We start from the raw sequence: 21,830 nt of genomic DNA, 5'->3' as shown, positions 1-21,830 counted from the left end.
TTATATCACGTTGCGACAGGCTAGAGACATTATCGTCCCTTCAATCACAGGAATAGGTTGACCCACCCGTCTTTTGTTGTTACTATTTTGTGGAAAATAGTTTTATTGCTATCGTTCATCACTTTTCTCAAGGTGAAAAGGCTGTCGCCGTCCTTTGGCGGCGCGGCGCGTTTCATTCCGAGAAATATAAGCCTAATGATAAGTGTGAAACTTATACAAGCTTATATTTTAAAAAAGAACAGGAGGAACAAAGATGACTAAAGCTGCAATAAGCACAGAAGTAACGACGCTGAATAACGGGGTACAAATGCCGCGGCTGGGGCTTGGCGTATACTTGTCGAAAGAAGGCGATGAGGTTGAGCACGCTGTACGTTACGCAATAGAGGCGGGGTATCGCAGCATCGATACAGCAAGCGCTTACAACAACGAAACCGGTGTGGGGCGTGCAATTGCCGATAGCGGTATTGCGAGGGACGAGCTGTTCATTACGACGAAGGTATGGAACCGGGACCAAGGCTATGAGACGACATTGCAAGCATTCGAAGCAAGCCGCAAGCGTCTAGGGCTGGATATCATAGATTTGTATTTAGTACATTGGCCAGTGGCGGGCAAGTTTACAGAAACGTACCGCGCGCTGGAAAAGCTTTATAAGGATGGCTACGTTCGGGCCATCGGCGTGAGCAATTTTCTACTGCCGCATTTCGACGAGCTGCTGCCGGGCTGCGAAATTAAGCCGATGGTCAATCAGGTGGAATTCCATCCGCTGCTGACACAGCCGGAACTGCAAAGCTTCTGCCGCGAGCAGGGCATCCAGCTTGAGGCTTGGAGCCCGCTCATGCAAGGGAATTTAGACGTGCCGCTGCTTCAGGAACTGGCTGGCAAATACGGCAAAAGCCCGGCGCAAGTCGTCATCCGCTGGGATCTGCAAAAAGGCGTCATTACAATTCCGAAATCCGTTCGAAAAGAGCGTATTGTCGAAAATGGCGATGTGTTTGATTTTGAATTGACGGAAGCGGAGGTTGCGGCGATTGATGGGTTAAACGAAGGCCGTCGTTATGGCTCCAATCCGATGAATTTCAATTTTTAGAGGTAGGCTGGACGGCCCGTGCATAATAGATGAAAAGTCATCGCATCCTAATGATGAATATTAGCGGGAACGGACTATTGACAGTTTGAACTGTAATTGATAAAATTACAGTACTAAACAGGGAGGCCGTTCACATTGAACAGCGAATTTACAATTGCCGTACACAGTCTTGTATATTTAGCTCATTTGCCGGAAAACATGGCGAGCAGCGAGATGATTGCCGTCAACGTAGGCACTCATTCAGCCCGCGTTCGCAAGGTGATGAGCGGCTTGCGCCGCAGCGGTTATGTGGATACGCGCGAAGGATCGGGAGGCGGCTATCGGCTGACGATTGATCCGAGAGTAGTAACGCTTGCCGATGTTTACCGAGTGATGGCGCAAGGTTCGCTTATTCCAAGCTGGTGCTCGGGCGATCCGGGCATGGAGTGCGTCGTTGGCTCCAATATGAACCAAGTGATGTTCCGGATTTTTTGTGAGGCGGAGAAGCAGCTTGAAGCTCATTTCAGTCACACGACAATTCAAGATGTGCTTGGCCAGATTCATGCGTGTGAATAGGCAACTGATTATAAAGACGGTGTGAGGGGTATTCCCTTATCATACAACACAGCTGGAGAGGATGATTGAAATGGCAGTAGCATTAACGAAAGACAACTTTTCATCTAACGTAGAGAGCGGCGTATCTCTGGTAGATTTTTGGGCACCTTGGTGCGGACCTTGCAAAATGCAGCTTCCAATCGTTGAAGAATTGGCAACTGAGCTTGCAGGCCAAGCTACAATTGCAAAAATCAATGTCGATGAAGAGCCTGAACTGGCTTCGCAATTCGGCGTAATGAGCATTCCAACCCTTATTTTGTTCAAAGACGGACAGCCCGTTGACAAAATGGTAGGTCTGCAAAGCAAAGATGCTTTGAAAGCAAAAATCAGCAATCAACTGTAAGACCTTTGGTCGCACATTGATTCAATGAAGGGAAGCTGCATCGCCGATGGTTCATCGGTGTGCGGCTTCTTTTTTTATTGTGCAAAAATTCTTTCAAAAGACGCAACTTCCCTCAAAGCTTGGGCGTCTATAGGATATTCAGGAATGTATTGGAGGGGGAAGCAGGAGATGGGAAGCAAAAAAAGGTTGATTGCATTTGTTGCGTTGGTCGCGATAACAAGCAGTGTGCCTACCGCCGCTTTTGCAAACGGAGCGAACGTGACGATTGATCGCCAGACTAATCTGGCAGACCGTATTTCCGGGGAGGGCTCCATGGAAGCTGCTGAGAATGTATCGGTTTCAAAGGATAAGGCTGAGAAGCTTGCGCGCGAGCTTGTGAGCATTCCGAAGGAATATACGCTGCAGGGCGCGTCTTTGGCGGTCACTGTGCTGGCGCAGGGCAAACGCAATGTGTGGGGGCTTGATTTCGTCAAGAAAGTAAATGGCAAGCATAAGGGCAGCATTTATGTGCAAATTGATGCTGACGGCGGCCAGTTGCTTGCTTTTAGCTCCTATTTAGAAAATGCCAGCTCCAAGCCGACGTATCCGCTCAAGGTAGAGCGTTCGGCTGCTCAGGATATTGCTGCTTCCTTCATGAAGCAAATTGCTGCTTCCTACGCAGACCAGGTGCGCTACAATCCCGAATACGGGGCCCAGGTGCTACCCCCACTGACAGGAGAGGTTGTTCACAAAATTCGCTATGACCGAATCATTAATGATATTCCTTATGTAGACAACTATATTGAACTCGATGTGGATAGTGAAGGCCATATTACTAATTATAAATTGCAATGGGATGACACGCTGCAATTTCCAAAAGCAGACTCGCGCATTACGCTAGCTGAGGCTAATGCCAAGCTCCGTGAGCTTGCCCAGCCCGAGCTGCAATACATTGTGCCTTATAGCCCGCAAGGCCAGCGTTCCCCTCAGCTTAGCTACGAGATGAACAGTCTGGCGGTGAATGCTCTGGACGGCTCCCTTATTAAGAAGCTAAATGATCAGACTAGCAGCGTATCCGCTACTCCAATTGCTCCAGCAGCGCTTGGCGAAGCGCCCAAAGCAGGCAATATGACGGACAAACAGGCGATTGCGCTTGTAGAGTCGTCTTTCAAGCTGCCAACAGGCGCTGTACTGTCTAATTCGAGCTACAATGAGTACAACGACGATACAACAGGCCATAACGAATCGTATTGGAACCTCAATTGGACGACGAAGAGCGGATCTAGAGAGACCGGCTCTGTATCGGCCACTGTGGACAGCAAGACGGGGATTATTCGCAGTTATTATGCCTATTCTTACGATGGCGGGGATACTTCGGTAAAGCCTTCATTAACTTACGAGCAGGCGGAGAAGATTGCAACCGATACGGTGAAAAAGCAGCTTTCTTGGGCGGCTGACCAGCTATACGTTGTAAAGCCTGATCCAAAGCAGTACAGCGAGGCGCCAGCAGGCACGATTAATTCCTATTATATTTCCTTTGTCCGCAAAATTCAGGGAGCTACGGTGTCCTATGATCGGGTCAACGTCAATGTGGATGCCCGGACGAATGAAGTGACGATGTATGACGCCCAGCTCGCTTCCTTCAACTACCCGGCGCAAGCGCCAAAGGTTATTGAAAAAACGGAAGCGATTGAAAAATGGCTCACCTACTATCGTACAGAGCTGACTTATTATGTAGAGCGGGAATATTCCCTGCAAGGCCAGCCGATCCCTATTGATAAATACAACCTGATGCTGGCGGCCGGCGAGCTGGATTCCGAGCAGGTGGAAAGCAAGACGGATGTGAAGCTTGTTTACCGTCTTGTGCCGGCTGCGATTGATGAATCCGTATTCCTGGATGCCCAAAGCGGGCAATGGCGGAATCGCGAAAGTGGTGAGGTTACGGCGCTCGAGAAGCCTAAGGCGCTCGATGTCGAAGGCCACTGGGCGCAGCGGCAGTTGGAACTGATGGTTGCCTACAAGGCGCTGGATGTGAAGGATGGCAAGGTGCGTCCAAATGCGATTGTGACACGCGGCGAATTGATTAAAATGCTAGTGCTTGCTATGAACAGCGGCCGAGGGCCGATTGTGATGGCGAATGCTGAATCGGGTAGTGCGGCTTTTAGCGATGTAGCGGCGGGCTCAGGCTATTATGTATATGTCCAAAGCGCGCTTGAGCAAAATCTGATTGATATTGGCGACGGCACCTTTAATCCGGCGGGCGAGGTTGACCGTGAGGAAATGGCCGAGCTGATCGTGCGGGCATTGGGCTACAATACGCTGGCGGATTATGACCAGCTGTTCAATATTAATTTTAAAGATGCGGACAAAACAGAGAAAAAAGGCCAAGCGGCAATCGTGGTCGGCCTCAACATTATGTCTCTGTCGGACGGGAGCTTCCTTCCGGAACGTAAAGTGACGCGGGCCGAGGCGGCGACGGCATTTTTCCGTTACCTGCAAACGCGGGCCGATTTGAAGGAAGCACCGATTCGCAACTAAGAGCTGAAAGGCTATCCCTTGCTCAGCAATTCGAGGCATAGCCTAAGGGCAGCAATGAACAACGGAAGAGCCTTCGGCCAGGCAGTTAAGTGGCTGGAGGCTCTTCCGTATGCTTTTTTACGGGAAGAATAGATGGGTTTAGGGGTGGTTAGTCGGTTTTTTTCTTCTTGTCTGTGAAGTTGGAGACGGATTTCGTATCCTTAATGTTATCGTTTACGAATGCCATGTCCTGATTTTTCGCATGCATTTTCGTTGTGCCTTTGTAATTGCCTTTGTGAGTGTTGTTTTCCACGGCGCTTCACCTCCTGACTGCGGGTAACCCCAGCTATAGTATGACCGAAGCGTTCTGAAGCATGCGTGAAAAAAGGACATGAGGAGGCTGTGAAACGGAATTGTACAAGCATAATAAATTTTTAAGGGAAGGAGCTTTCTATTTTGAAAAAGAACACGCTTATCAGGCTTGTAGCTGCGGTTATCGTTGTTGTAATTGCAGCTGCGCTCTATATGGCGTCGCAATATACGACGTTTCAAAAAGCCGTATTAGATTCAGTCGGTGAAGCAGATATTACAGCCATTGAGCTAGTCAGATCATCAGCTACGACAGCGGAGCGGGAAGAAAAAAGGATAACGAACCCGCAAGAAATCGATAAAATCATGGCTGTTTTTGCGAAAATGAAATTTAAAAAATCCAATGAGCTTGATCTGAGCAGAGCCAAAAAGGACCAGTATTCGATGATTATTGAATTAGATGGCATCCGCGCTTTTGGCGTTACGATTTATAGAGGGTATTTTGTCACGATCTATAATGCCAATAAAACCCAAAATAAGCTAAGCTCCTACCAAATAACGAATATTAATGAAGTGGAGCCACTGGAAAAGCTCATGGTTTTCTCGGACACCTCCACCTCCCAAATGCGGGAAATGGAGATGTCTGTACGATATGAGGTATATGACTCATTAAAGGCTTTGGAGCAAGCAGCAGATCTGATTATTATTGGAGCGCCTATACATTCTTTTGATGAGCGTGACCAGAATTCCGCCTACTACAGTGATGGAACGTTGCAGGATTTTTATACCCTGTCACAAGTGGGGATTTTTAAAATCATTAAACAGCCTGCTGAATGGGCAGATGCGAAGCAGATGGAAATCGTTGAACCTGTTAGCATCATTACAGAACCCGATGGCATAAAAACTAAAGTGAAGGCAGCAGGCTACAATGAGATGGCATCCCAGCAGAAGTACATTATTTTTCTAAAGAAAAACAGCATGGGGCAGTATGCCATCCTTAATATGAACAATGGGAAATTTGAAGTAGAGGGCTCGAAGCATCCTGGTCTGCAAACGGATGGGGATCAACCAGCGGAAATCAGACAAAAGCTATGGGAAGAAATAAACAGCAAATATGAATTTGAATACGGATTCTAATTTAAAGCTCTTGCACGAACGCTGGCTGGAACGGGGTGTATGAACACCACAGCAGGAGCCTTTTGCTAAGCGGGTAAGCGAACTCGCCCTTTTATTGTTTATACGCATCGGGTATAATGACGAGAGCTTGTTACTTCGGAAAATGGGGTGTCTTTACGCATGGCTTTAAAAGCTGGTATCGTAGGCTTGCCGAATGTCGGCAAATCGACTTTGTTTAATGCAATTACGCAAGCGGGTGCTGAATCCGCTAACTATCCTTTTTGTACAATTGATCCTAACGTTGGTGTTGTAGAGGTGCCGGATCCGCGTCTGAACAGGCTCGTTGAGCTTGTGGTGCCGAAAAGCATCGTGCCTACAGCATTTGAGTTTGTTGATATTGCCGGTCTGGTAGCAGGCGCGAGCAAGGGCGAAGGACTTGGCAACAAGTTTTTGGCACATATTCGTGAAGTCGATGCGATTGTTCATGTCGTTCGCTGCTTCCAAGACGAGAATATTACGCATGTAGCGGGCAAAATCGACCCGATCGACGATATTCAGACGATTAATCTAGAGCTGATTTTGGCGGATATTGATTCCGTTGATAAAAAAATCGAGCGCTCCCGCAAAAATCTCAAGGGAGGCGACAAAAAAGTTGTGCAAGAGGTTGAAGTGCTTGAGCGTGTAAAAGAGGCGCTCTACAATGATATGCCAGCGCGCAGCCTGGAGCTGTCCGAGGATGAGAAGCTGCTCATTCGCGATCTTCATTTGCTGACAATGAAGCCTGTACTTTATGCAGCCAATGTGAGCGAAGCTGAAGTTGCTGACACGGACAATAACGAATTCGTTAATAAAGTTCGCGAGTTCGCTGCTGCTGAAAATGCAGAAGTGGTGCCCATTTCCGCGCGTGTTGAGGAAGAAATTGCCGAGCTGGAAGGCGAAGACAAGGCGATGTTTCTTGAGGAGCTTGGCCTTGCGGAGTCGGGACTTAACCGTCTGATTCGTGCGGCGTACAAGCTGCTTGGCCTTTATACGTATTTTACGGCAGGCGTGCAGGAAGTTCGCGCTTGGACGATTCGCAGCGGAACGAAAGCGCCGCAGGCAGCTGGCGTTATTCATACGGATTTTGAGCGCGGCTTTATTCGCGCCGAGATCGTATCGTTTGACGATTTATCAGCTGCCGGTTCGATGAACGTGGCGAAAGAGCGTGGCCAGGTTCGCTTGGAAGGCAAAGATTATGTCGTAAAAGACGGCGATGTTATACATTTCCGCTTTAACGTTTAGATTTTTCACGAAAAAGGGAGCTTTCGATCTGCTGTTTAAGCGGATTCGGAGGCTCCTTCGTCTAGGTATGCAAACTTAATAAGTGAAAAGTAGAAAACTGGGCGCGGCGGCAGTAATTCGCTTGTCGATAGAATGCTGCGCATATGTTATAATGGAGTATCAAAGTGTGATAACAGAGGTGAATGATGGTGTTGGACCGTTTACAAGCACTGGCTGATCGTTACGAGAAGTTGAGTGAGCTGCTGTGTGATCCAGATGTAGCAAGTGATCCGAAGCGTCTGCGGGAATATTCCAAGGAGCAGTCCGATCTGCAACAATCTTATGAAGCTTATACTGAATATAAACAAGTGTCGGAGCAGTTGGACGATGCGAAGGTTATGCAGGGCGAGAAGCTGGATGATGAAATGCGCGAGATGGTCAAGATGGAGATTGATGAGCTGTCTGACCGCAAGGAAGAGCTGGAAGAAAAAATTAAAATTTTGCTTCTGCCGAAAGATCCGAACGATGACAAAAACGTTATCGTGGAAATTCGCGGCGCGGCTGGCGGCGATGAAGCGGCTTTGTTCGCTTATGAGCTGTACCGCATGTACACGAAGTTTGCGGATACGCAAGGCTGGCGTGTAGAGCTGATGGATTTTAATGAAAATGACTTGGGCGGCTTTAAAGAGGTTATTTTCATGATTACGGGCAAAGGTGCCTACAGCAAGCTGAAATTCGAGAGCGGCGCTCATCGGGTACAGCGTATTCCGGTAACGGAGTCAGGCGGCCGTATTCATACGTCCACTTCAACCGTTTCGGTTATGCCGGAGGTTGAGGAAGTGGAAGTTGAGATTTTCGACAAGGATATCCGGGTTGATACATTCTGCTCCAGCGGCGCAGGCGGTCAGTCGGTTAATACGACAAAATCCGCTGTCCGGGTGCTTCACGTACCGACGGGCATTATGGCAACTTGCCAAGATGGCAAATCGCAAAATGAGAACAAAGCCAAGGCGCTGCAAGTATTGCGTGCGCGTATTGTCGATGTACAGCGTCAAGAGGAAGAAGCGAAATATGCCGGCGAGCGTAAAAGCAAAGTCGGAACGGGCGACCGCAGTGAGCGGATTCGCACGTATAATTTCCCGCAGAGCCGTGTGACGGATCACCGTATTGGTCTTACGCTGCATAAGCTGGATTCGGTTATGAACGGCGACATGGCGGAAATTATTTCGTCGCTTACGATTGCTGAGCAAGCCGACATTATGGAGAGAGAACTGAACTAACTGAAGTGCTTTCCCAAGTAAGCTGCCAGATCAGGCATGCTGCGTGAAGAGGCAGGATTTTCGAGCATCTGTGCTTGGAGACCCTGCCTTTTATGCGGCTATGCGTTTTATTGGCGGGCATTTAGGGAAGTAAAGAAAGGGACGTTGGATACATGAGCGACAATAGCAAGGAGTGGCAGGTTTTGCTGCCTTGTACCAATAGAGAAGCCTGCTTGCAGGCTTCTTCGTTTTTGGCGGGGCAGGGCGTCGAGGAGCCGCGCAATAATGCGGAGCTGCTGCTGCTGCATCTGCTGGGCATCGGGCGCATGGAGCTGCTGCGCGACGGGGGCGATCCTTTTCCGAGCGAGCTTGCTCCAGCATGGGACGAGCTCATTCGGCGAAAAGGAAGTGGCGAGCCGGTGCAATATATCATCGGCGAGCAGTGGTTCTACAGCAGGCCGTTTGCGGTTACGCCGGCCGTGCTGATTCCGCGGCCCGAGACGGAGCTGCTCGTCGAGGCAGTGCTTGAGGCGGCGGATCGCCTGTGGCCGGAATCGGCACAGGCGGAAGCAGAGGGTGCGCCAGCGGAAGGTGCGGCCGAGGCGGGGGTTGCCGCTGCGAGCAATAGCGCCAGCGAGCAGGCGGAGCAGGAGGAAGGGTCAGCGATAGCGGCTGACCGGGCTAAGGGCTTGGCTGCGCGGCCGACGGTGCTTGACGTCGGTACGGGCAGCGGCGCCATCGGCGTGACGCTCGCTGCGCTGCGTCCGCTCTGGCGCGTATGCGCGTCCGATCTTTCGCCGGACGCGCTGGCTGTCGCCCGCACGAATGCGGCCCGCCATGGAGCGGCGGGCCGCATGGCGTTCGTGCAGGGCGACCTGCTGGCGCCGTTCATCGGAACGGGCGGCGCCGCCGCAGCCCAGGCACCCGGCGCGGTAGACCTCCGCGTCGATGTGCTGGTATCTAATCCGCCGTATATACCGGCGGATGACCTCCCGGGCTTGCAGCGCGAGGTGCGGGATTACGAGCCGCACCTCGCGCTGGATGGCGGAGCGGACGGGCTGGACCCGTACCGCCGCATGGTAGAGCAGCTGCCGCTGCTGAGGCAAATGCCGCGCATCGTCGCTTTCGAGCTGGGCATGGGCCAAGCGGAAGCGGTGGCGGAGCTATTAAGGAAAGCGGATATGTGGGACGAGGTACGGACGATTACAGATTATGGCGGCATTGACCGCCATGTTATTGCGGTGCGTACCAACGGCTAGGCAGGATGAATAATCTCCCTTGTGAAGCACACCTGCGGCATGCTGCTTCTGCATGCCGCGAGTGTGCATCAGTATACTGCAAGTGCTCTGCATGCCGCGAGTGTGCATCAGCATACTGCAAGTTCGCTCCTGCAGGAGCGAACAGCTCCGAAAATTGCTAGAGGGCTATCACAATAAAATAGCGCAAGGGCTGTTTATTTTTGAAATATAAGAAAGTGTATATTTTCCTTACTGTTCTTTTATTTCTCGGACTGAATAGCACTGCCAAAGGGCGGCGATGGCCGATTACGCTTGTCTATTAAAATTTAATAGTTTTGAGGTTTATAGAACGGGAATCGCGGACATACTTACGGATAGATACGTTCCGGAACGCAAGCAGAGGTACCGACGGGTGCCATCGAGAGGAGCTTGTGTATGTCCCGCAATTATTCCCGTATTTCTTATCGTAGATCCGTCGTTCTTATTATGGTGGTGCTTGCTGTACTTGTAATGAGCTGGGAGCTGCAAAAAGTAGATGCCGCTGTAGCTGGCAGTCATATTCCGGAGGAGTCGATCAGGCTCCGTATACTGGCTAATTCCGACGCTCCTGCCGATCAGGCAGTTAAACGTGTCGTTCGTGATGCTGTGGTCGAGGCAATGAACAGCTGGGTAACTGGACCGCAGACGATAGAAGAAGCTCGTACCACGATGCGCGAGCATATGGGCGAGATGGAGCTTCTGGTTGGCAAAGTATTGAGCAGCCGGGGTTTTGATTATGCGTTTCACATTGAGCTTGGCCAAGTTCCTTTCCCTACTAAAATGTACGGAAGTGAAGTATATCCTGCTGGCAACTACGAAGCGCTGCTCATTACGCTAGGGGAAGGCAAGGGGCAAAACTGGTGGTGCGTGCTGTTCCCGCCATTGTGCTTCATCGACGCAGCTTCCGGCGAAGCGGTAGCCGCCGATGGCGAGGTGGAAGCAGCAAATGCAGCAAGCAAGGCAGAATCGAAAGAAGCGAAAGCTTCTGTAGAAAAGGCATCTGCACAAAAAGAAAATGCTGGCGATGTTGTCCATGCCAAACAGGATTCTGCTCCTAGCAAAGCGGAAGGCGAAGCGCCGGAAGCAAAGTTTTTCCTTTGGGAAATGCTGCAAAAGCTGATTGCTTGGATGCAAAGCCTGTTTGCTTAGGGCGTGTATACAAGCCAGCTCGATACTCTTCATTTCAGAGCTTTAATCCCTGTACAAAGTTAGACTTGGCGGACACAGCAGCCGCTATTTTAATAGAATTACGGGTTAAGGCATAGGTTGCGGACTCAGGAGCAGCTAATGCGATGCCACTAGCCATTTTGACGACAAAATGAGGACGATAGCGGATTTCCTGTCCGCTTATGGCTTGAAATGGATTGAAAAGCCAAAATAGCGGAATCTCAGTCCTCAAAAAAGAAATGAGCGCCCCGCCCCGAGCTCTCAAGCACCCGAGCACCCGAGCTCTCAAGCACCCGAGCACCCGAGCTCTCAAGCACCCGAGCTCCCGAACTCCCGAACTCTCAAGCTCCCAAGCTATGAGGTCTTAGCAACAAGAGTCACAGAGCTACAGGGGGGCTCAGTAGCAATCGCATGCTTCGGTTCTCAGGTCCACGGTTCACAGGCTTCGAATCGCCAGATGGGATTGGCCACGATTAAGCTCTGAACAAGGAGTGGCAGAGCTGCTCAGATTTACATACACACCCTAGCATCCAACAGCTAATAGCCAGATTTGGGCCAGTGAGCATCCGCGGGCTGCGGTTATGCTGCTGGCTCCGTTTTTATCCAAGCGTATGGTATACTTACGGGAGTATACAGACTAGAAGGATGACTATAACAGAGCAAGGATTGAAGGATAGAGATGACTACGACGAAGGTATGGCGCATGACGGATGAATATGCGGAGGCGTCTATCGCGGAAGCAGCAGAACTGCTTCGCGGTGGAGAGCTTGTAGCTTTCCCGACGGAGACGGTATACGGGCTTGGTGCCGATGCTCGCAGCTCGGAGGCGGTGGCGCAGATTTTTCAGGCCAAAGGCCGCCCCTCCGATAATCCGCTTATTGTTCACATCGCAACGATTTCGCAGCTTGATGAGCTGGTGCTGCCTTACTCGGCACTTGCGAAGCAATTGATGGAGCAGCTGTGGCCAGGACCGCTTACGCTTGTGCTTCCCGTTCAGCCGGGAGCGGTGTCGCCGCTTGTAACGGCTGGCTTATCCACTGTTGGCGTTCGGATGCCTTCCCATCCGGTGGCGCTGCGCCTCCTTGCAGCTGCGGGCTGTCCGGTTGCCGCGCCAAGCGCTAATCGTTCGGGCAGGCCAAGCCCTACGCTCGCCGAGCATGTGGCTGAAGACCTCAGCGGCCGGATCAGCGGCATTGTCGACGGCGGCGCTACAGGCATCGGCCTTGAATCGACCGTCATTGAACTGACGGGCGAACAGGCGCTTCGCATTTTGCGCCCAGGCGGCGTAACGGTGGAGCAGCTGTGCAAAGCGGCGCCGCAAGCGGAAATTGACGCACCTGCGGAAGCTGAGTCGGCCGTGGAGGAGCTATCTGCGCCACGTTCGCCAGGCATGAAATATACGCATTATGCACCGAAGGGCGAGCTAAGCGTCGTACAAGGAAGCTCAGCCGCCAAGCGTGTTGCTTATATGCAGGAGCAGGTGTCGCAAGCTGTGAACGCCGGACTGAAAGCAGGCGTTCTTGTATTCGATGAGCAGGCCGCTGTTATGGAGGACGGCTCCGCTCTCGTGCTGACCTACGGGAGCGGGCAGCAGCTGGAGCAGGCTGCGCACCGCCTGTATGCAGCATTGCGGCAGTTTGATGCTGCTGGCGTTCAGCGAATTTGGGCAGAAGGCTGCGAGCCAGATGGTATCGGAGCCGCACTTATGAATCGGCTGCTCAAGGCAGCCGGTCATCGCACCCATCAGGTATAAGACAAGACCAGCTTAAGCCGGCGAACTATTTTTTCACTAGTAAAATTAAGCTCGTGCCGGTTATACCGGTCGTGCCTGTCATGCGATTTTTTGACTCAAGTTTTGCGGTTTGCCTGGCGCTTTACAAGGGTAAGAATATCTCCAAGACCGATTAAACAAGCTATAGTATGTTTGTCCCCATTGCCGCATATGTTGGGTTAAGAGTGTTTGCGGACGTGGGGGGAGATCATTTTGTGGAGTAGCCATATGCTTGGAGGGCAATTTATTACACTGCTGCTTATGGCGGTTGCACTTGGCATGGATGCTTTTTCGCTAGGAATTGGAATTGGGCTGCGCGGTATTCGCTGGCTCCATATAATAAGATTAAGTGTTATTATCGGTATTTTTCATATTATTATGCCGCTCGGGGGCATGTACGCTGGGAGCTTCGTCAGCGGCTTGCTTGGTCATGTAGCGACTGCGTCTGCTGGCGTACTGCTGGTGCTGCTCGGCGGGCATATGATTTATAGCTCCTTGCGGGGAGAAGATGTGCAAGCCTTTGATTACCGCACCATTTGGGGAACGCTGCTGTTCGCGCTGGGCGTCAGCGCTGATTCTTTTTCCGTTGGCGTTACGCTCGGCATGTTCGCAGCTGATTTGATGCTGACGGTGCTGCTGTTCGGTTTTTTTGGCAGCTTAATGTCGATTATGGGATTGCTGCTTGGAAGAAGAGTCAGCCATAGGCTAGGCGGCTATGGCGAAGCATGCGGCGGCGCGGTGCTGCTGGTGTTCGGTATAATGTTTATTTTCTGAAAATATAAGAATTTATAAGTTTACATGTATAAATAGGCTTATATTTCATCGCGAAACGGAAGCTTTGCCATCAAAGGATGGCATCAGCCGTTTACGCTTGATACACATAGAAAGGGGCATGCGGCGTGAAGCACATTTTGTTCATTTGTACGGGAAATACTTGTCGTTCTCCGATGGCGGAGGCGATGCTCAAAAATATGGCGGGCCAGCAGGGTGTAGCAGTAGAAGTGCGTTCGGCAGGCATCTCGACCATTGACGGTTTGGCCGTTTCCGGCCATGCGACAGAGGTGCTGCGCGGTTATGGCATTGAACATCAGAGCTCTTCGTGCGCGCTGACAGCAGAAGCGGTAAAATGGGCTGACCTCGTACTGACGATGACCGCCAGCCACAAAAGAGGACTGCTCCAATGGTTCCCAGAAGCCGTTGATAAAGCGCACACGCTCAAAGAGTATGTCAATCAAGATACGGGCGTACTGGCAGACATTAAGGAACTGGAGCGGCTGTATACGGAGCTGCACATGAAGCAGACGCTGGGACAGCAGCTGACGGATGGCGAACGCAATCGTCTGCTGGAGTTGGAGCGCCGTATACCAAGCTTTGATATTATAGACCCGTTTGGCGGAACACTCGGTAATTACAAAAGCTGCGCCGAGGAAATTCGTAGCTGCTTGCAGCAGCTGCTCTTGCGGTTAAAGCAGGAATAAGCGAATGGTTGTGGCAGCGCAAATGTAAAAGCGCGAATTTAGGCGCGGAACCGATTGATTTTTCACAAAAATTCGGCTATGATGAGTACAGATATACGGTTTCCGATGTGACTGGCGACGGAAGTGGGTAACCACGGTGGAGCATCGGAACATACGGCCGGTCGCCTGGGCAAAGAGCAGCATGCTGAAGAGCATGTCATGCTCTTTTTTCGTCTTTTAGGACAAATTTAGGTATAATAAAAGCGCCGAATTGCGGAAGCGGAGTTCATGTGCCGAGCGCCGCAAGTATCATTGCAAGTGCAGCATCGTCATACTTTGGAGGAGGTTTATACGTGAAAATTGCCATTGGCGCCGATCATGCCGGCTACCGGCTGAAGGACGAAATTGTACCATTTCTGCTATCGCTTGGTCACGAAATTGAAGATTTCGGTTGCGACTGCAATCAATCGGTCGATTACCCGGATTATGCACTGCCTGTAGCAGAAAAGGTGGCAAACGGGGAAGTGGATCGCGGTATTCTCATTTGTGGAACAGGCATTGGCATGTCGATTGCCGCTAATAAGGTTAAAGGCATCCGCTGCGCGCTGGTGCACGATTTATTTTCCGCCAAAGCGACGCGCGAGCATAATGATACGAATGTGATTGCACTGGGCGAGCGGGTCATTGGACCGGGGGTTGCACAGGAAATTCTTCGTATTTGGCTGGACACGCCATTCTCCGGCGGCGAGCGTCATGCGGGACGCATTCATAAAGTAGGCCAAATCGAGCAAAAATATAACGCTTAAGCTAAATCAACAAGTAAGAAGGCTTTGTTCCATGCTTGCATGGATACGGTTAGTTAGACAAGGAGGCCGCCTGCTATGGAAGCAAACGAGGAAACGATAGCGATAGCAAGCGCAGTAGAGACGGTCGTTCGCGAGCTTGCGGCAGCGGGCAGCCTGCGGGCTGGACAGCTTCTCGTCATCGGCACGAGTACGAGCGAGGTGCTGGGCCATCGCATCGGGACGTCAGGCACGCTGGAAGCTGCTGCGGAAATTTTCGCTGGAGTGGAGGCTGTGCGCCGCGATATTGGTTTTTATCCGGTGTATCAATGCTGCGAGCATTTGAACCGCGCGCTCGTTATCGAGCGTGCAGCGGCTGAACGTTACGGACTAGAGCAGGTTGCGGCGATTCCCGTTCCGAAGGCGGGCGGCTCTATGGCGGCTTATGCGTATCGGCATATCAGCGATGCCTGTCTCGTTGAGACGGTAGCCGCGCATGCTGGAATAGATATCGGCGATACTTTCATCGGTATGCATTTGCGCAGAGTGGCGGTTCCGGTGCGGCCTTCGATTCGCAGCATTGGCGAGGCGCATGTCACGATGGCGGTTACGCGGCCAAAGCTTATTGGCGGTGTACGAGCGGTGTATGAGCTGGACGGTGTGGCAGACAGCCGTGATGCTGTTGTCTTGTCTCCGAAGCAATCAGCTGGGACATGCGATTAATCGCAAGCATTCTATAAAGATTTTATTATTGGCGGATGGAGCATGTAACCCGTAGAACAAATATCTGACGAGTCTATCATGCTTAATCCTTATCTATATAACAAGCACACACAACTAAGGAGGCATTTATAATGGAAAATCTACGTAAACAAGATCCGGAAGTTTTGAAAGCAATGGGACTGGAATTGCAGCGTCAACGCGATAACATCGAGCTAATCGCATCGGAAAATATCGTAAGCGAAGCTGTGCTTGAAGCATTGGGTTCTGCTTTGACGAACAAATATGCAGAAGGCTACCCAGGCAAGCGTTTCTACGGCGGCTGTGAGCATGTCGACATCGTGGAAGATATCGCACGCGATCGTGCAAAAGAACTGTTTGGCGCAGACCATGCCAACGTACAACCGCATTCCGGCGCACAAGCGAACATGGCTGTTTATTTGGCGGCGCTTAAGCCTGGCGACACGGTACTGGGCATGAATTTGGCTCATGGCGGCCACTTGACGCACGGCAGCCCGGTTAACGCTTCCGGCTTGCTTTACAATTTTGTAGCTTACGGCGTAAATGAAGATTCCTTCACGATTGATTATGAAGAAGTTCGCAAAGCGGCCTTCAAGCACCGCCCTCGCATGATCGTAGCTGGTGCATCTGCGTACCCGCGCATTATTGATTTCGAAAAAATGGCTAAAATCGCCAACGATGTAGGCGCCCTATTTTTCGTAGATATGGCTCATATTGCAGGTCTTGTAGCTGCTGGTCTTCACCCGAGCCCAGTGCCTCATGCGCATTTCGTTACAACGACAACGCACAAAACGCTTCGCGGTCCTCGCGGCGGCTTGATCCTTTGCCGTAAAGAGTGGGCAGCTGCGATCGACAAAGCGGTATTCCCAGGCACACAAGGCGGTCCTTTGATGCACGTTATTGCTGCTAAAGCAGTGGCACTGGGCGAAGCTTTGCAGCCATCGTTCAAGACGTATGCGCAAAATGTTGTGAAAAATGCGGCGGTTCTTTCCGATACACTCGTTGCAGCAGGCATTAACATCGTATCCGGCGGCACAGACAACCACCTGATGCTGATCGACACGCGTTCCCTGAACATCACAGGCAAAGAGGCGGAGCACGTACTGGATTCAATCGGTATTACAGCTAACAAAAACGCGATTCCTTTCGATCCAACTAGCCCGTTCATTACTAGCGGTATCCGTCTTGGAACACCTGCAGCGACATCGCGCGGCATGGATGAGAAAGCGATGAAAGTGATCGGCGAAGTGATCGCTGTAACGCTGAAAAATCCAAAGGATGAGGCGACGCTTGAAAAATCCCGTCAAATCGTTCGCGATCTGACTGCGCAATATCCGCTTTATCCAGAATTGAAATACTAATTTTTAACTTTTGAAAAATGCCGCATGGGGCCTCGGCCTCTATGCGGTATTTTTGCGTGTAAACAAGCGTTTGAGGGCTGTCGTCACGTTATTAAAAGGAATTTTTATTCATTTATGGTAGATATAATATGCAGAAAATCCATTCGGCATGCTACAATAGTACAGACTATGCTAATTGGAGGGTGATGGTACAACCATGAGCAATACGATTCTTGTCGTTCTGATTTTTGTTGTATTCCTGGTAATCATAAGCATAACTCAATCCAATCGTTCGCGAAAAAGAAATGATACTGGCCATTCGCCGGGCAAGCGAAGCTTGTCGTTAGCTTCATGGCCGTCTGAGGAGCCGCCGCTTGCATTAGGCGTGCCTTACGAGCATCCTGCCCGTCCAGCTGCTGAACGTCTTGAGGCCGCCCTTACGAGTGACTTTGAAAGCCGGATTAAGGATCGCGTGCTCAAGCAGCTGCCGAGTCTGTCCGATAAGGAATGGAAATGGACCTTCTTCGAGCTGAAGCGCTTCTTCCTAATGTGCGGCCTGCTGCGCGGCGTGCCGATGTATAGCAGCAGGGCCGATGTCATTTGGCATGAAATGCTCATGTTTACACGGGAGTACGAGCAGTTTTGCACTGCCTTCTGCGGCGGGCTGATTCATCATGCTCCGCATGCCGAAAATGAGCGCCCAAATGTCGATGGCCGGGCCTGGTTTGACTGGGTATACGGCGAGCTTTTCCAGCAAACGCCGGCAAGCGGACGGGTGTGGGGCGCATTTTTCAAGACGCCGCTTCCTCGCGATTGGGCGGATGAGTTTGCCGGGCAATCCGAGCAGGCATTGACGGAAAAATGGTTTAATGCCAAATCCGCTGGGGCCTATCCCGATATGCAGAAGACGATCGATTATTTGCTGTGGCGCTTGAAATCGCAGCTTCATAATAGCGATGATGAGCAAGTTAAGCCTTATCCGGTAGGCGCCTCTTCCTCCTGGAAGGGCGGCTATGATCCTGTAATCGGAGCGACGGGCATGCTGTCCGGCATGCTCATTTTCCACTCCATCTCCGCTTCATCTCCTAATGATTTTGCCGAGCAGATGAATGCAGCGCAGACAAAGGCCCAGAGAGAAGCGAATGGCAGCGGGTCCTCGACATACGGCTGTGACGGCTTGGGCTCCACACATGACCGTCATGATTCTGACGGGGGTCATGATAGCGGTGGCCATGATAGTGGCAGCGATTCATCCAGCTCCTGCGGAGGCTCCAGTGGAGGAGACGGCGGTGGAGGCTGTGGCGGTGGCTGCAGCAGCTAAAAACGGACGATTTTTCAAAGAGAAAAATCACAGGATGCAACAGGCCTTTTACAATGCTATAATATACGGGATTGTGTCTACTGATACAGAAATAAGTTATCACACAGGAGGAATAACGCTCCATGAGCAAATTGGTCATCTGCGACCATCCGTTAATCCAGCATAAGCTGACCTTTATTCGGAATAAAGATACGAATACGAAAGATTTTCGGGAACTGGTTGATGAAGTAGCAACATTAATGGCATATGAGATTACAAGGGACATCCCGCTTGAAACGATTACCGTACAGACGCCGGTTGCTGAGACGCCATCGAAGGTCGTATCGGGACGCATGCTGGGGCTTGTTCCCATTTTGCGCGCCGGCCTTGGCATGGTAGAAGGCATTTTGAAGCTGATTCCTGCTGCGAAGGTTGGCCATATCGGCTTGTTCCGCGATCATGAAACGCTCCAGCCAACGGAATATTATATCAACCTGCCAACGGATGCTCCGAATCGTCTGCTCGTTGTTGTAGACCCGATGCTGGCAACTGGCGGCTCCGCAATCGCGGCTATTACTGCGCTCAAAAAACGCGACTGCGAGCATATTAAGCTGATGTGTCTAATTGCCGCGCCTGAAGGCGTGAAGGCAGTACAGGAAGCGCACCCGGACATCGATATTTATATTGCTGCGCTTGATGAGTGTCTGAACGAGAAGGGCTATATTGTTCCAGGTCTTGGCGACGCGGGCGACCGCATGTTCGGCACCAATTAGCGCCTGCCTGGCGCAAGCAGATTATAGGAGTGAATTGTTTTGTCCAAATTAAAAGTAATGACTATTTTCGGTACGCGCCCGGAGGCAGTTAAGATGGCGCCGCTTGTTCTCGAACTGAACAAGCACTCGGACGATATTGAATCCATCGTCTGCGTAACTGCGCAGCACCGTCATATGCTCGATCAGGTGCTAGATTTTTTTGAAATCCAGCCAAATTATGATTTGAATGTGATGAAGGACCGCCAGACGCTAACGGAAACGACTGTGCGCGTTTTGGAGGGCCTTGATCCGATTTTGACGGAAGCGAAGCCGGATATCGTGCTTGTCCATGGCGACACGCAGACGACGTTCCTTGCCAGCTACGCGGCTTTCCTGAAGCAAATTCAGGTTGGCCATGTGGAAGCGGGCCTTCGGACTTGGAATAAGCTGTCCCCGTACCCGGAAGAGATGAACCGCCAGCTTGCAGGCGTGTTGTCCGATGTGCATTTTGCTCCAACCTCTTGGTCGGCAAGCAATTTGCTCAAGGAGAACAAGTCGGAATCGACCATTTATGTTACGGGCAATACGGCAACGGACGTATTCCAGTACACGGTTGATCCTTCCTTTGCTCATCCGGTTATCGACTGGGCGAAAGGCAAACGGATGATTTTGATGACGGCGCATCGCCGCGAGTCGCTGGGCGAGCCTCATCGCAATATTTTCCGTGCGGTAAAACGCATTGCCGATGAGCATGAAGATATTGCCATTGTGTATGCCGTTCACCCGAATCCAGCCGTCAAAGAACCGGCAACCGAAATTCTCGGCGGACATCCGCGTATTCAGCTTATCGATCCGCTGGATGTGTTCGAATTCCACAATTTTTATCCACATGCCTACATGATTTTGACCGATTCCGGCGGCCTGCAGGAGGAAGCTCCTTCGTTTGGAGTGCCAACGCTGGTGCTGCGCGATACAACAGAGCGTCCTGAGGGCATTGAGGCGGGTACACTTGAGCTTGTAGGTACGGATGAAGAGGTTGTTTACAGCCGGGCCAGCGCCTTGCTGAACGATGCTTCCTTGTATGAAAAGATGAGCCATGCGGCAAATCCATACGGTGATGGACAAGCTTCGACACGTATCGTGCAAGCTTTGCTGCATCATTTTGGAAGAAATTCTGAGCGTCCCGATCCGTTCACACAACGTTCATAGTTTACACATGGTCTTATAAATAGCGGCGCAATGCACAGCATACAGTTGTACTGTATGGTTTTGTCGGCTCTGAGGGCTTGATTTGACTGGCTTTTGGGCAATCTGTACAGTAAAACTATACAGGATTATCAATTGACAAACCTTGCGCCGCTTGGATAAAATAAATGAGGATTGACAGGGGTATGGGCCATGGATAAAAAGAACAGAAGAGACAATCCGCTGTTTGCCGCAGGTCTTGTCGGCGGACTCGGACTGCAAGTCGCTATTTGTATCTTTTTAGGGTACTTTCTCGGATCGTCGCTCGGTAAACGCTTTGGCGGAGGTTCGGGTTGGACGGTTGGAGGCATACTGGTCGGTCTGGCTGTCGGTCTTCTCTCAGGCATTCTGCTTGTGAAGAAGGTAATGGAGGATGCCGATGGATAAAATAATGAACACTGCAGTAAGGTCACTGCTCTTCGTGATGGGTGTATGTCTGCTTGTCTGGGCGTTTATGCCGAACTTGCGAACAGCCGCACTCGGTCTTCTACTGGGTCTTGCAGCGAGTTTCATGAATGCGTTTTTACTGAGGCGCAGAGTGGAAATGATTACGCTTAAAGCAGCAGGAGGAACCTCTCGCAGAATGGGTATGGGACTTGGAAGCCGCATCGCTATGGTGCTGCTGGTTGCCATGGTTGCTTATCGCTTTCCGGAAGACTTCAGCATGCCAGCCGCATTAATTGGCTGTATGGTTATGCCTTTTATTCTTCTGGTAGCAGCTTATATTCATAATAGAAATAAACTTTAGTGGAAAGGGGTGAGAATTTTACATGCATGAATTTCCGGTGTGGCAGCTCGGATCGCTACAGATCGACATTTCAACGTTTATTGCGATAACGGTTTCCGCCATCATCACCTTTGTTGTGGCGAGACTTGCTGTGCGCAATTTATCGGTGGACAACCCTTCCAAGATGCAAAACTTTTTGGAATGGGTCGTCGAATTTGTTCACAATCTGATTTCCAGCGCAATGCCGCTTAACCGCGTCAAGCCTTTCATTTCCTTGGGTATGACGTTGATTATGTTTATTTTCATCTCCAACCTGCTTGGTTTGCCTTTCGGTATCGTGACGGATGTCCATCACGCTTACCCGGCACTAGGTATTACAGAGGAGCTGCTTCAGGAGAAGGGTGGACATTTGGAGCTGGCTTGGTGGAAATCGCCAACGGCTGACCTTTCCGTAACGGCTGGTCTGGCGCTGATCGTATTCATCCTCGTGCATTATCTGGGCGTGAGATTGAACAGCAAGCATTACGTGAAACACTATTTCCATCCGTTCCCAATTTTTCTGCCGATCAACTTGATCGAGACAATCTCGAAGCCAGTAACTTTGGCACTACGGCTATTCGCCAACATTTATGCGGGCGAAGTGCTGATCTCGACCATATTGATGCTGGGAGTTATCGGAACTCCGTTCCTCGCTGCTTGGCAAGCATTTAGTATCTTTGTCGGTGCGATTCAGGCTTTCTTGTTCACTATGCTTACGATGGTGTACATTTCACAGGCTGCAATTCACGAGGAAGACCATTAATTTAA

General features: G+C 50.8%; 22 protein-coding genes and 1 riboswitch. Of the genes, 21 read left to right on the top strand and 1 reads right to left on the bottom strand.

The features are described from left to right. Nucleotides 1-253 precede the first annotated feature (253 nt). From AC50Y5_RS12460 to AC50Y5_RS12445, 4 genes are all read left to right on the top strand, one after another. Nucleotides 254-1,087, top strand: a complete 834-nt coding sequence (locus tag AC50Y5_RS12460; RefSeq protein ID WP_056036726.1) for an aldo/keto reductase — start codon at nt 254-256, stop codon at nt 1,085-1,087. A gap of 135 nt (nt 1,088-1,222) precedes the next feature. Next, a complete protein-coding gene (locus AC50Y5_RS12455; protein WP_056036728.1) occupies nt 1,223-1,642 on the top strand; it encodes an RrF2 family transcriptional regulator in 420 nt (139 codons plus the stop codon). Between the two features lie 70 nt (nt 1,643-1,712). Beyond that, nucleotides 1,713-2,024, top strand: coding sequence for a thioredoxin (gene trxA / locus AC50Y5_RS12450; RefSeq protein WP_056036730.1), 312 nt, complete (start codon nt 1,713-1,715; stop codon nt 2,022-2,024). A 168-nt stretch (nt 2,025-2,192) separates the two neighbouring features. Beyond that, nucleotides 2,193-4,541, top strand: a complete 2,349-nt coding sequence (locus tag AC50Y5_RS12445) for an S-layer homology domain-containing protein (RefSeq protein WP_494860977.1) — start codon at nt 2,193-2,195, stop codon at nt 4,539-4,541. A 148-nt stretch (nt 4,542-4,689) separates the two neighbouring features. On the opposite strand, the gene AC50Y5_RS12440 is transcribed toward AC50Y5_RS12445, so the two are convergent. Further along, nucleotides 4,690-4,833 (bottom strand): hypothetical protein, encoded by a 144-nt coding sequence (locus AC50Y5_RS12440; RefSeq protein ID WP_172455457.1) that lies wholly within the window; start codon nt 4,831-4,833, stop codon nt 4,690-4,692. A 143-nt stretch (nt 4,834-4,976) separates the two neighbouring features. Between AC50Y5_RS12440 and AC50Y5_RS12435 the strand changes: the two genes are divergently transcribed. From AC50Y5_RS12435 to atpB, 17 genes are all read left to right on the top strand, one after another. Continuing rightward, nucleotides 4,977-5,966, top strand: coding sequence for a hypothetical protein (locus tag AC50Y5_RS12435; protein ID WP_494860975.1), 990 nt, complete (start codon nt 4,977-4,979; stop codon nt 5,964-5,966). Between the two features lie 159 nt (nt 5,967-6,125). Beyond that, entirely contained in the window at nt 6,126-7,226 is a 1,101-nt protein-coding gene (gene ychF / locus AC50Y5_RS12430; RefSeq protein ID WP_056036739.1) for a redox-regulated ATPase YchF, read from the top strand. A 188-nt stretch (nt 7,227-7,414) separates the two neighbouring features. Continuing rightward, complete coding sequence (gene prfA, locus AC50Y5_RS12425; protein WP_046231406.1) at nt 7,415-8,485, top strand: peptide chain release factor 1; 1,071 nt, start codon at nt 7,415-7,417, stop codon at nt 8,483-8,485. 152 nt (nt 8,486-8,637) lie between these two features. Then, nucleotides 8,638-9,723, top strand: a complete 1,086-nt coding sequence (locus AC50Y5_RS12420) for a N5-glutamine methyltransferase family protein (RefSeq protein WP_494860972.1) — start codon at nt 8,638-8,640, stop codon at nt 9,721-9,723. 414 nt (nt 9,724-10,137) lie between these two features. Continuing rightward, a complete protein-coding gene (gene spoIIR, locus AC50Y5_RS12415) occupies nt 10,138-10,890 on the top strand; it encodes a stage II sporulation protein R (RefSeq protein WP_494860970.1) in 753 nt (250 codons plus the stop codon). A gap of 697 nt (nt 10,891-11,587) precedes the next feature. Further along, nucleotides 11,588-12,661 (top strand): L-threonylcarbamoyladenylate synthase, encoded by a 1,074-nt coding sequence (locus AC50Y5_RS12410; protein WP_056036748.1) that lies wholly within the window; start codon nt 11,588-11,590, stop codon nt 12,659-12,661. 246 nt (nt 12,662-12,907) lie between these two features. Next, a complete protein-coding gene (locus tag AC50Y5_RS12405; RefSeq protein WP_056036750.1) occupies nt 12,908-13,453 on the top strand; it encodes a manganese efflux pump MntP in 546 nt (181 codons plus the stop codon). 125 nt (nt 13,454-13,578) lie between these two features. Beyond that, entirely contained in the window at nt 13,579-14,157 is a 579-nt protein-coding gene (locus AC50Y5_RS12400; RefSeq protein ID WP_056036752.1) for a low molecular weight protein arginine phosphatase, read from the top strand. 97 nt (nt 14,158-14,254) lie between these two features. Further along, a riboswitch (ZMP/ZTP riboswitch) is annotated at nt 14,255-14,335 on the top strand. Between the two features lie 154 nt (nt 14,336-14,489). After that, nucleotides 14,490-14,942, top strand: a complete 453-nt coding sequence (rpiB, locus tag AC50Y5_RS12395) for a ribose 5-phosphate isomerase B (protein ID WP_056036754.1) — start codon at nt 14,490-14,492, stop codon at nt 14,940-14,942. A gap of 75 nt (nt 14,943-15,017) precedes the next feature. After that, nucleotides 15,018-15,641, top strand: a complete 624-nt coding sequence (locus AC50Y5_RS12390; RefSeq protein ID WP_494860967.1) for a TIGR01440 family protein — start codon at nt 15,018-15,020, stop codon at nt 15,639-15,641. A 131-nt stretch (nt 15,642-15,772) separates the two neighbouring features. Then, nucleotides 15,773-17,020, top strand: a complete 1,248-nt coding sequence (gene glyA / locus AC50Y5_RS12385) for a serine hydroxymethyltransferase (RefSeq protein WP_172455458.1) — start codon at nt 15,773-15,775, stop codon at nt 17,018-17,020. Nucleotides 17,021-17,216: 196 nt separating this feature from the next. Beyond that, nucleotides 17,217-18,320: a UCP032817 domain-containing protein gene (locus tag AC50Y5_RS12380; protein ID WP_494860965.1), complete on the top strand. Its 1,104-nt coding sequence runs from the start codon at nt 17,217-17,219 to the stop codon at nt 18,318-18,320. Nucleotides 18,321-18,442: 122 nt separating this feature from the next. Further along, the gene (gene upp / locus AC50Y5_RS12375; RefSeq protein ID WP_046231319.1) at nt 18,443-19,072 is read left to right on the top strand and encodes a uracil phosphoribosyltransferase; all 630 of its coding nucleotides are present in this window, start codon (nt 18,443-18,445) and stop codon (nt 19,070-19,072) included. Nucleotides 19,073-19,111: 39 nt separating this feature from the next. Beyond that, the gene (gene wecB / locus AC50Y5_RS12370) at nt 19,112-20,260 is read left to right on the top strand and encodes a non-hydrolyzing UDP-N-acetylglucosamine 2-epimerase (RefSeq protein WP_056036762.1); all 1,149 of its coding nucleotides are present in this window, start codon (nt 19,112-19,114) and stop codon (nt 20,258-20,260) included. 189 nt (nt 20,261-20,449) lie between these two features. Then, nucleotides 20,450-20,683 (top strand): AtpZ/AtpI family protein, encoded by a 234-nt coding sequence (locus tag AC50Y5_RS12365; protein WP_494860962.1) that lies wholly within the window; start codon nt 20,450-20,452, stop codon nt 20,681-20,683. Beyond that, a complete protein-coding gene (locus AC50Y5_RS12360; RefSeq protein ID WP_056036765.1) occupies nt 20,676-21,044 on the top strand; it encodes an ATP synthase subunit I in 369 nt (122 codons plus the stop codon). Before AC50Y5_RS12365 ends, AC50Y5_RS12360 begins: the two co-directional genes overlap by 8 nt. A 22-nt stretch (nt 21,045-21,066) precedes the next feature. Continuing rightward, nucleotides 21,067-21,825 (top strand): F0F1 ATP synthase subunit A, encoded by a 759-nt coding sequence (gene atpB, locus AC50Y5_RS12355; RefSeq protein ID WP_056036768.1) that lies wholly within the window; start codon nt 21,067-21,069, stop codon nt 21,823-21,825. The last annotated feature ends 5 nt before the right edge of the window (nt 21,826-21,830 follow it).

The sequence above is a fragment of the Paenibacillus sp. JT22N7 genome (assembly GCF_059383875.1).
Note: the sequence above shows the minus strand (reverse complement) of the source record. Positions and strands in the feature narration are given on the sequence as shown.

Bases quoted from the DNA above. Each gene is read 5' to 3' on its own strand.
- AC50Y5_RS12460 (WP_056036726.1), top strand. From the start codon at position 254: ATGACTAAAGCTGCAATAAGCACAGAAGTAACGACGCTGAATAACGGG.
- trxA (WP_056036730.1), top strand. From the start codon at position 1,713: ATGGCAGTAGCATTAACGAAAGACAACTTTTCATCTAACGTAGAGAGC.
- AC50Y5_RS12445 (WP_494860977.1), top strand. From the start codon at position 2,193: ATGGGAAGCAAAAAAAGGTTGATTGCATTTGTTGCGTTGGTCGCGATA.
- ychF (WP_056036739.1), top strand. From the start codon at position 6,126: ATGGCTTTAAAAGCTGGTATCGTAGGCTTGCCGAATGTCGGCAAATCG.
- AC50Y5_RS12420 (WP_494860972.1), top strand. From the start codon at position 8,638: ATGAGCGACAATAGCAAGGAGTGGCAGGTTTTGCTGCCTTGTACCAAT.
- spoIIR (WP_494860970.1), top strand. From the start codon at position 10,138: ATGTCCCGCAATTATTCCCGTATTTCTTATCGTAGATCCGTCGTTCTT.
- AC50Y5_RS12410 (WP_056036748.1), top strand. From the start codon at position 11,588: ATGACTACGACGAAGGTATGGCGCATGACGGATGAATATGCGGAGGCG.
- AC50Y5_RS12405 (WP_056036750.1), top strand. From the start codon at position 12,908: ATGCTTGGAGGGCAATTTATTACACTGCTGCTTATGGCGGTTGCACTT.
- AC50Y5_RS12390 (WP_494860967.1), top strand. From the start codon at position 15,018: ATGGAAGCAAACGAGGAAACGATAGCGATAGCAAGCGCAGTAGAGACG.
- glyA (WP_172455458.1), top strand. From the start codon at position 15,773: ATGGAAAATCTACGTAAACAAGATCCGGAAGTTTTGAAAGCAATGGGA.
- AC50Y5_RS12380 (WP_494860965.1), top strand. From the start codon at position 17,217: ATGAGCAATACGATTCTTGTCGTTCTGATTTTTGTTGTATTCCTGGTA.
- upp (WP_046231319.1), top strand. From the start codon at position 18,443: ATGAGCAAATTGGTCATCTGCGACCATCCGTTAATCCAGCATAAGCTG.
- AC50Y5_RS12365 (WP_494860962.1), top strand. From the start codon at position 20,450: ATGGATAAAAAGAACAGAAGAGACAATCCGCTGTTTGCCGCAGGTCTT.
- AC50Y5_RS12360 (WP_056036765.1), top strand. From the start codon at position 20,676: ATGGATAAAATAATGAACACTGCAGTAAGGTCACTGCTCTTCGTGATG.
- atpB (WP_056036768.1), top strand. From the start codon at position 21,067: ATGCATGAATTTCCGGTGTGGCAGCTCGGATCGCTACAGATCGACATT.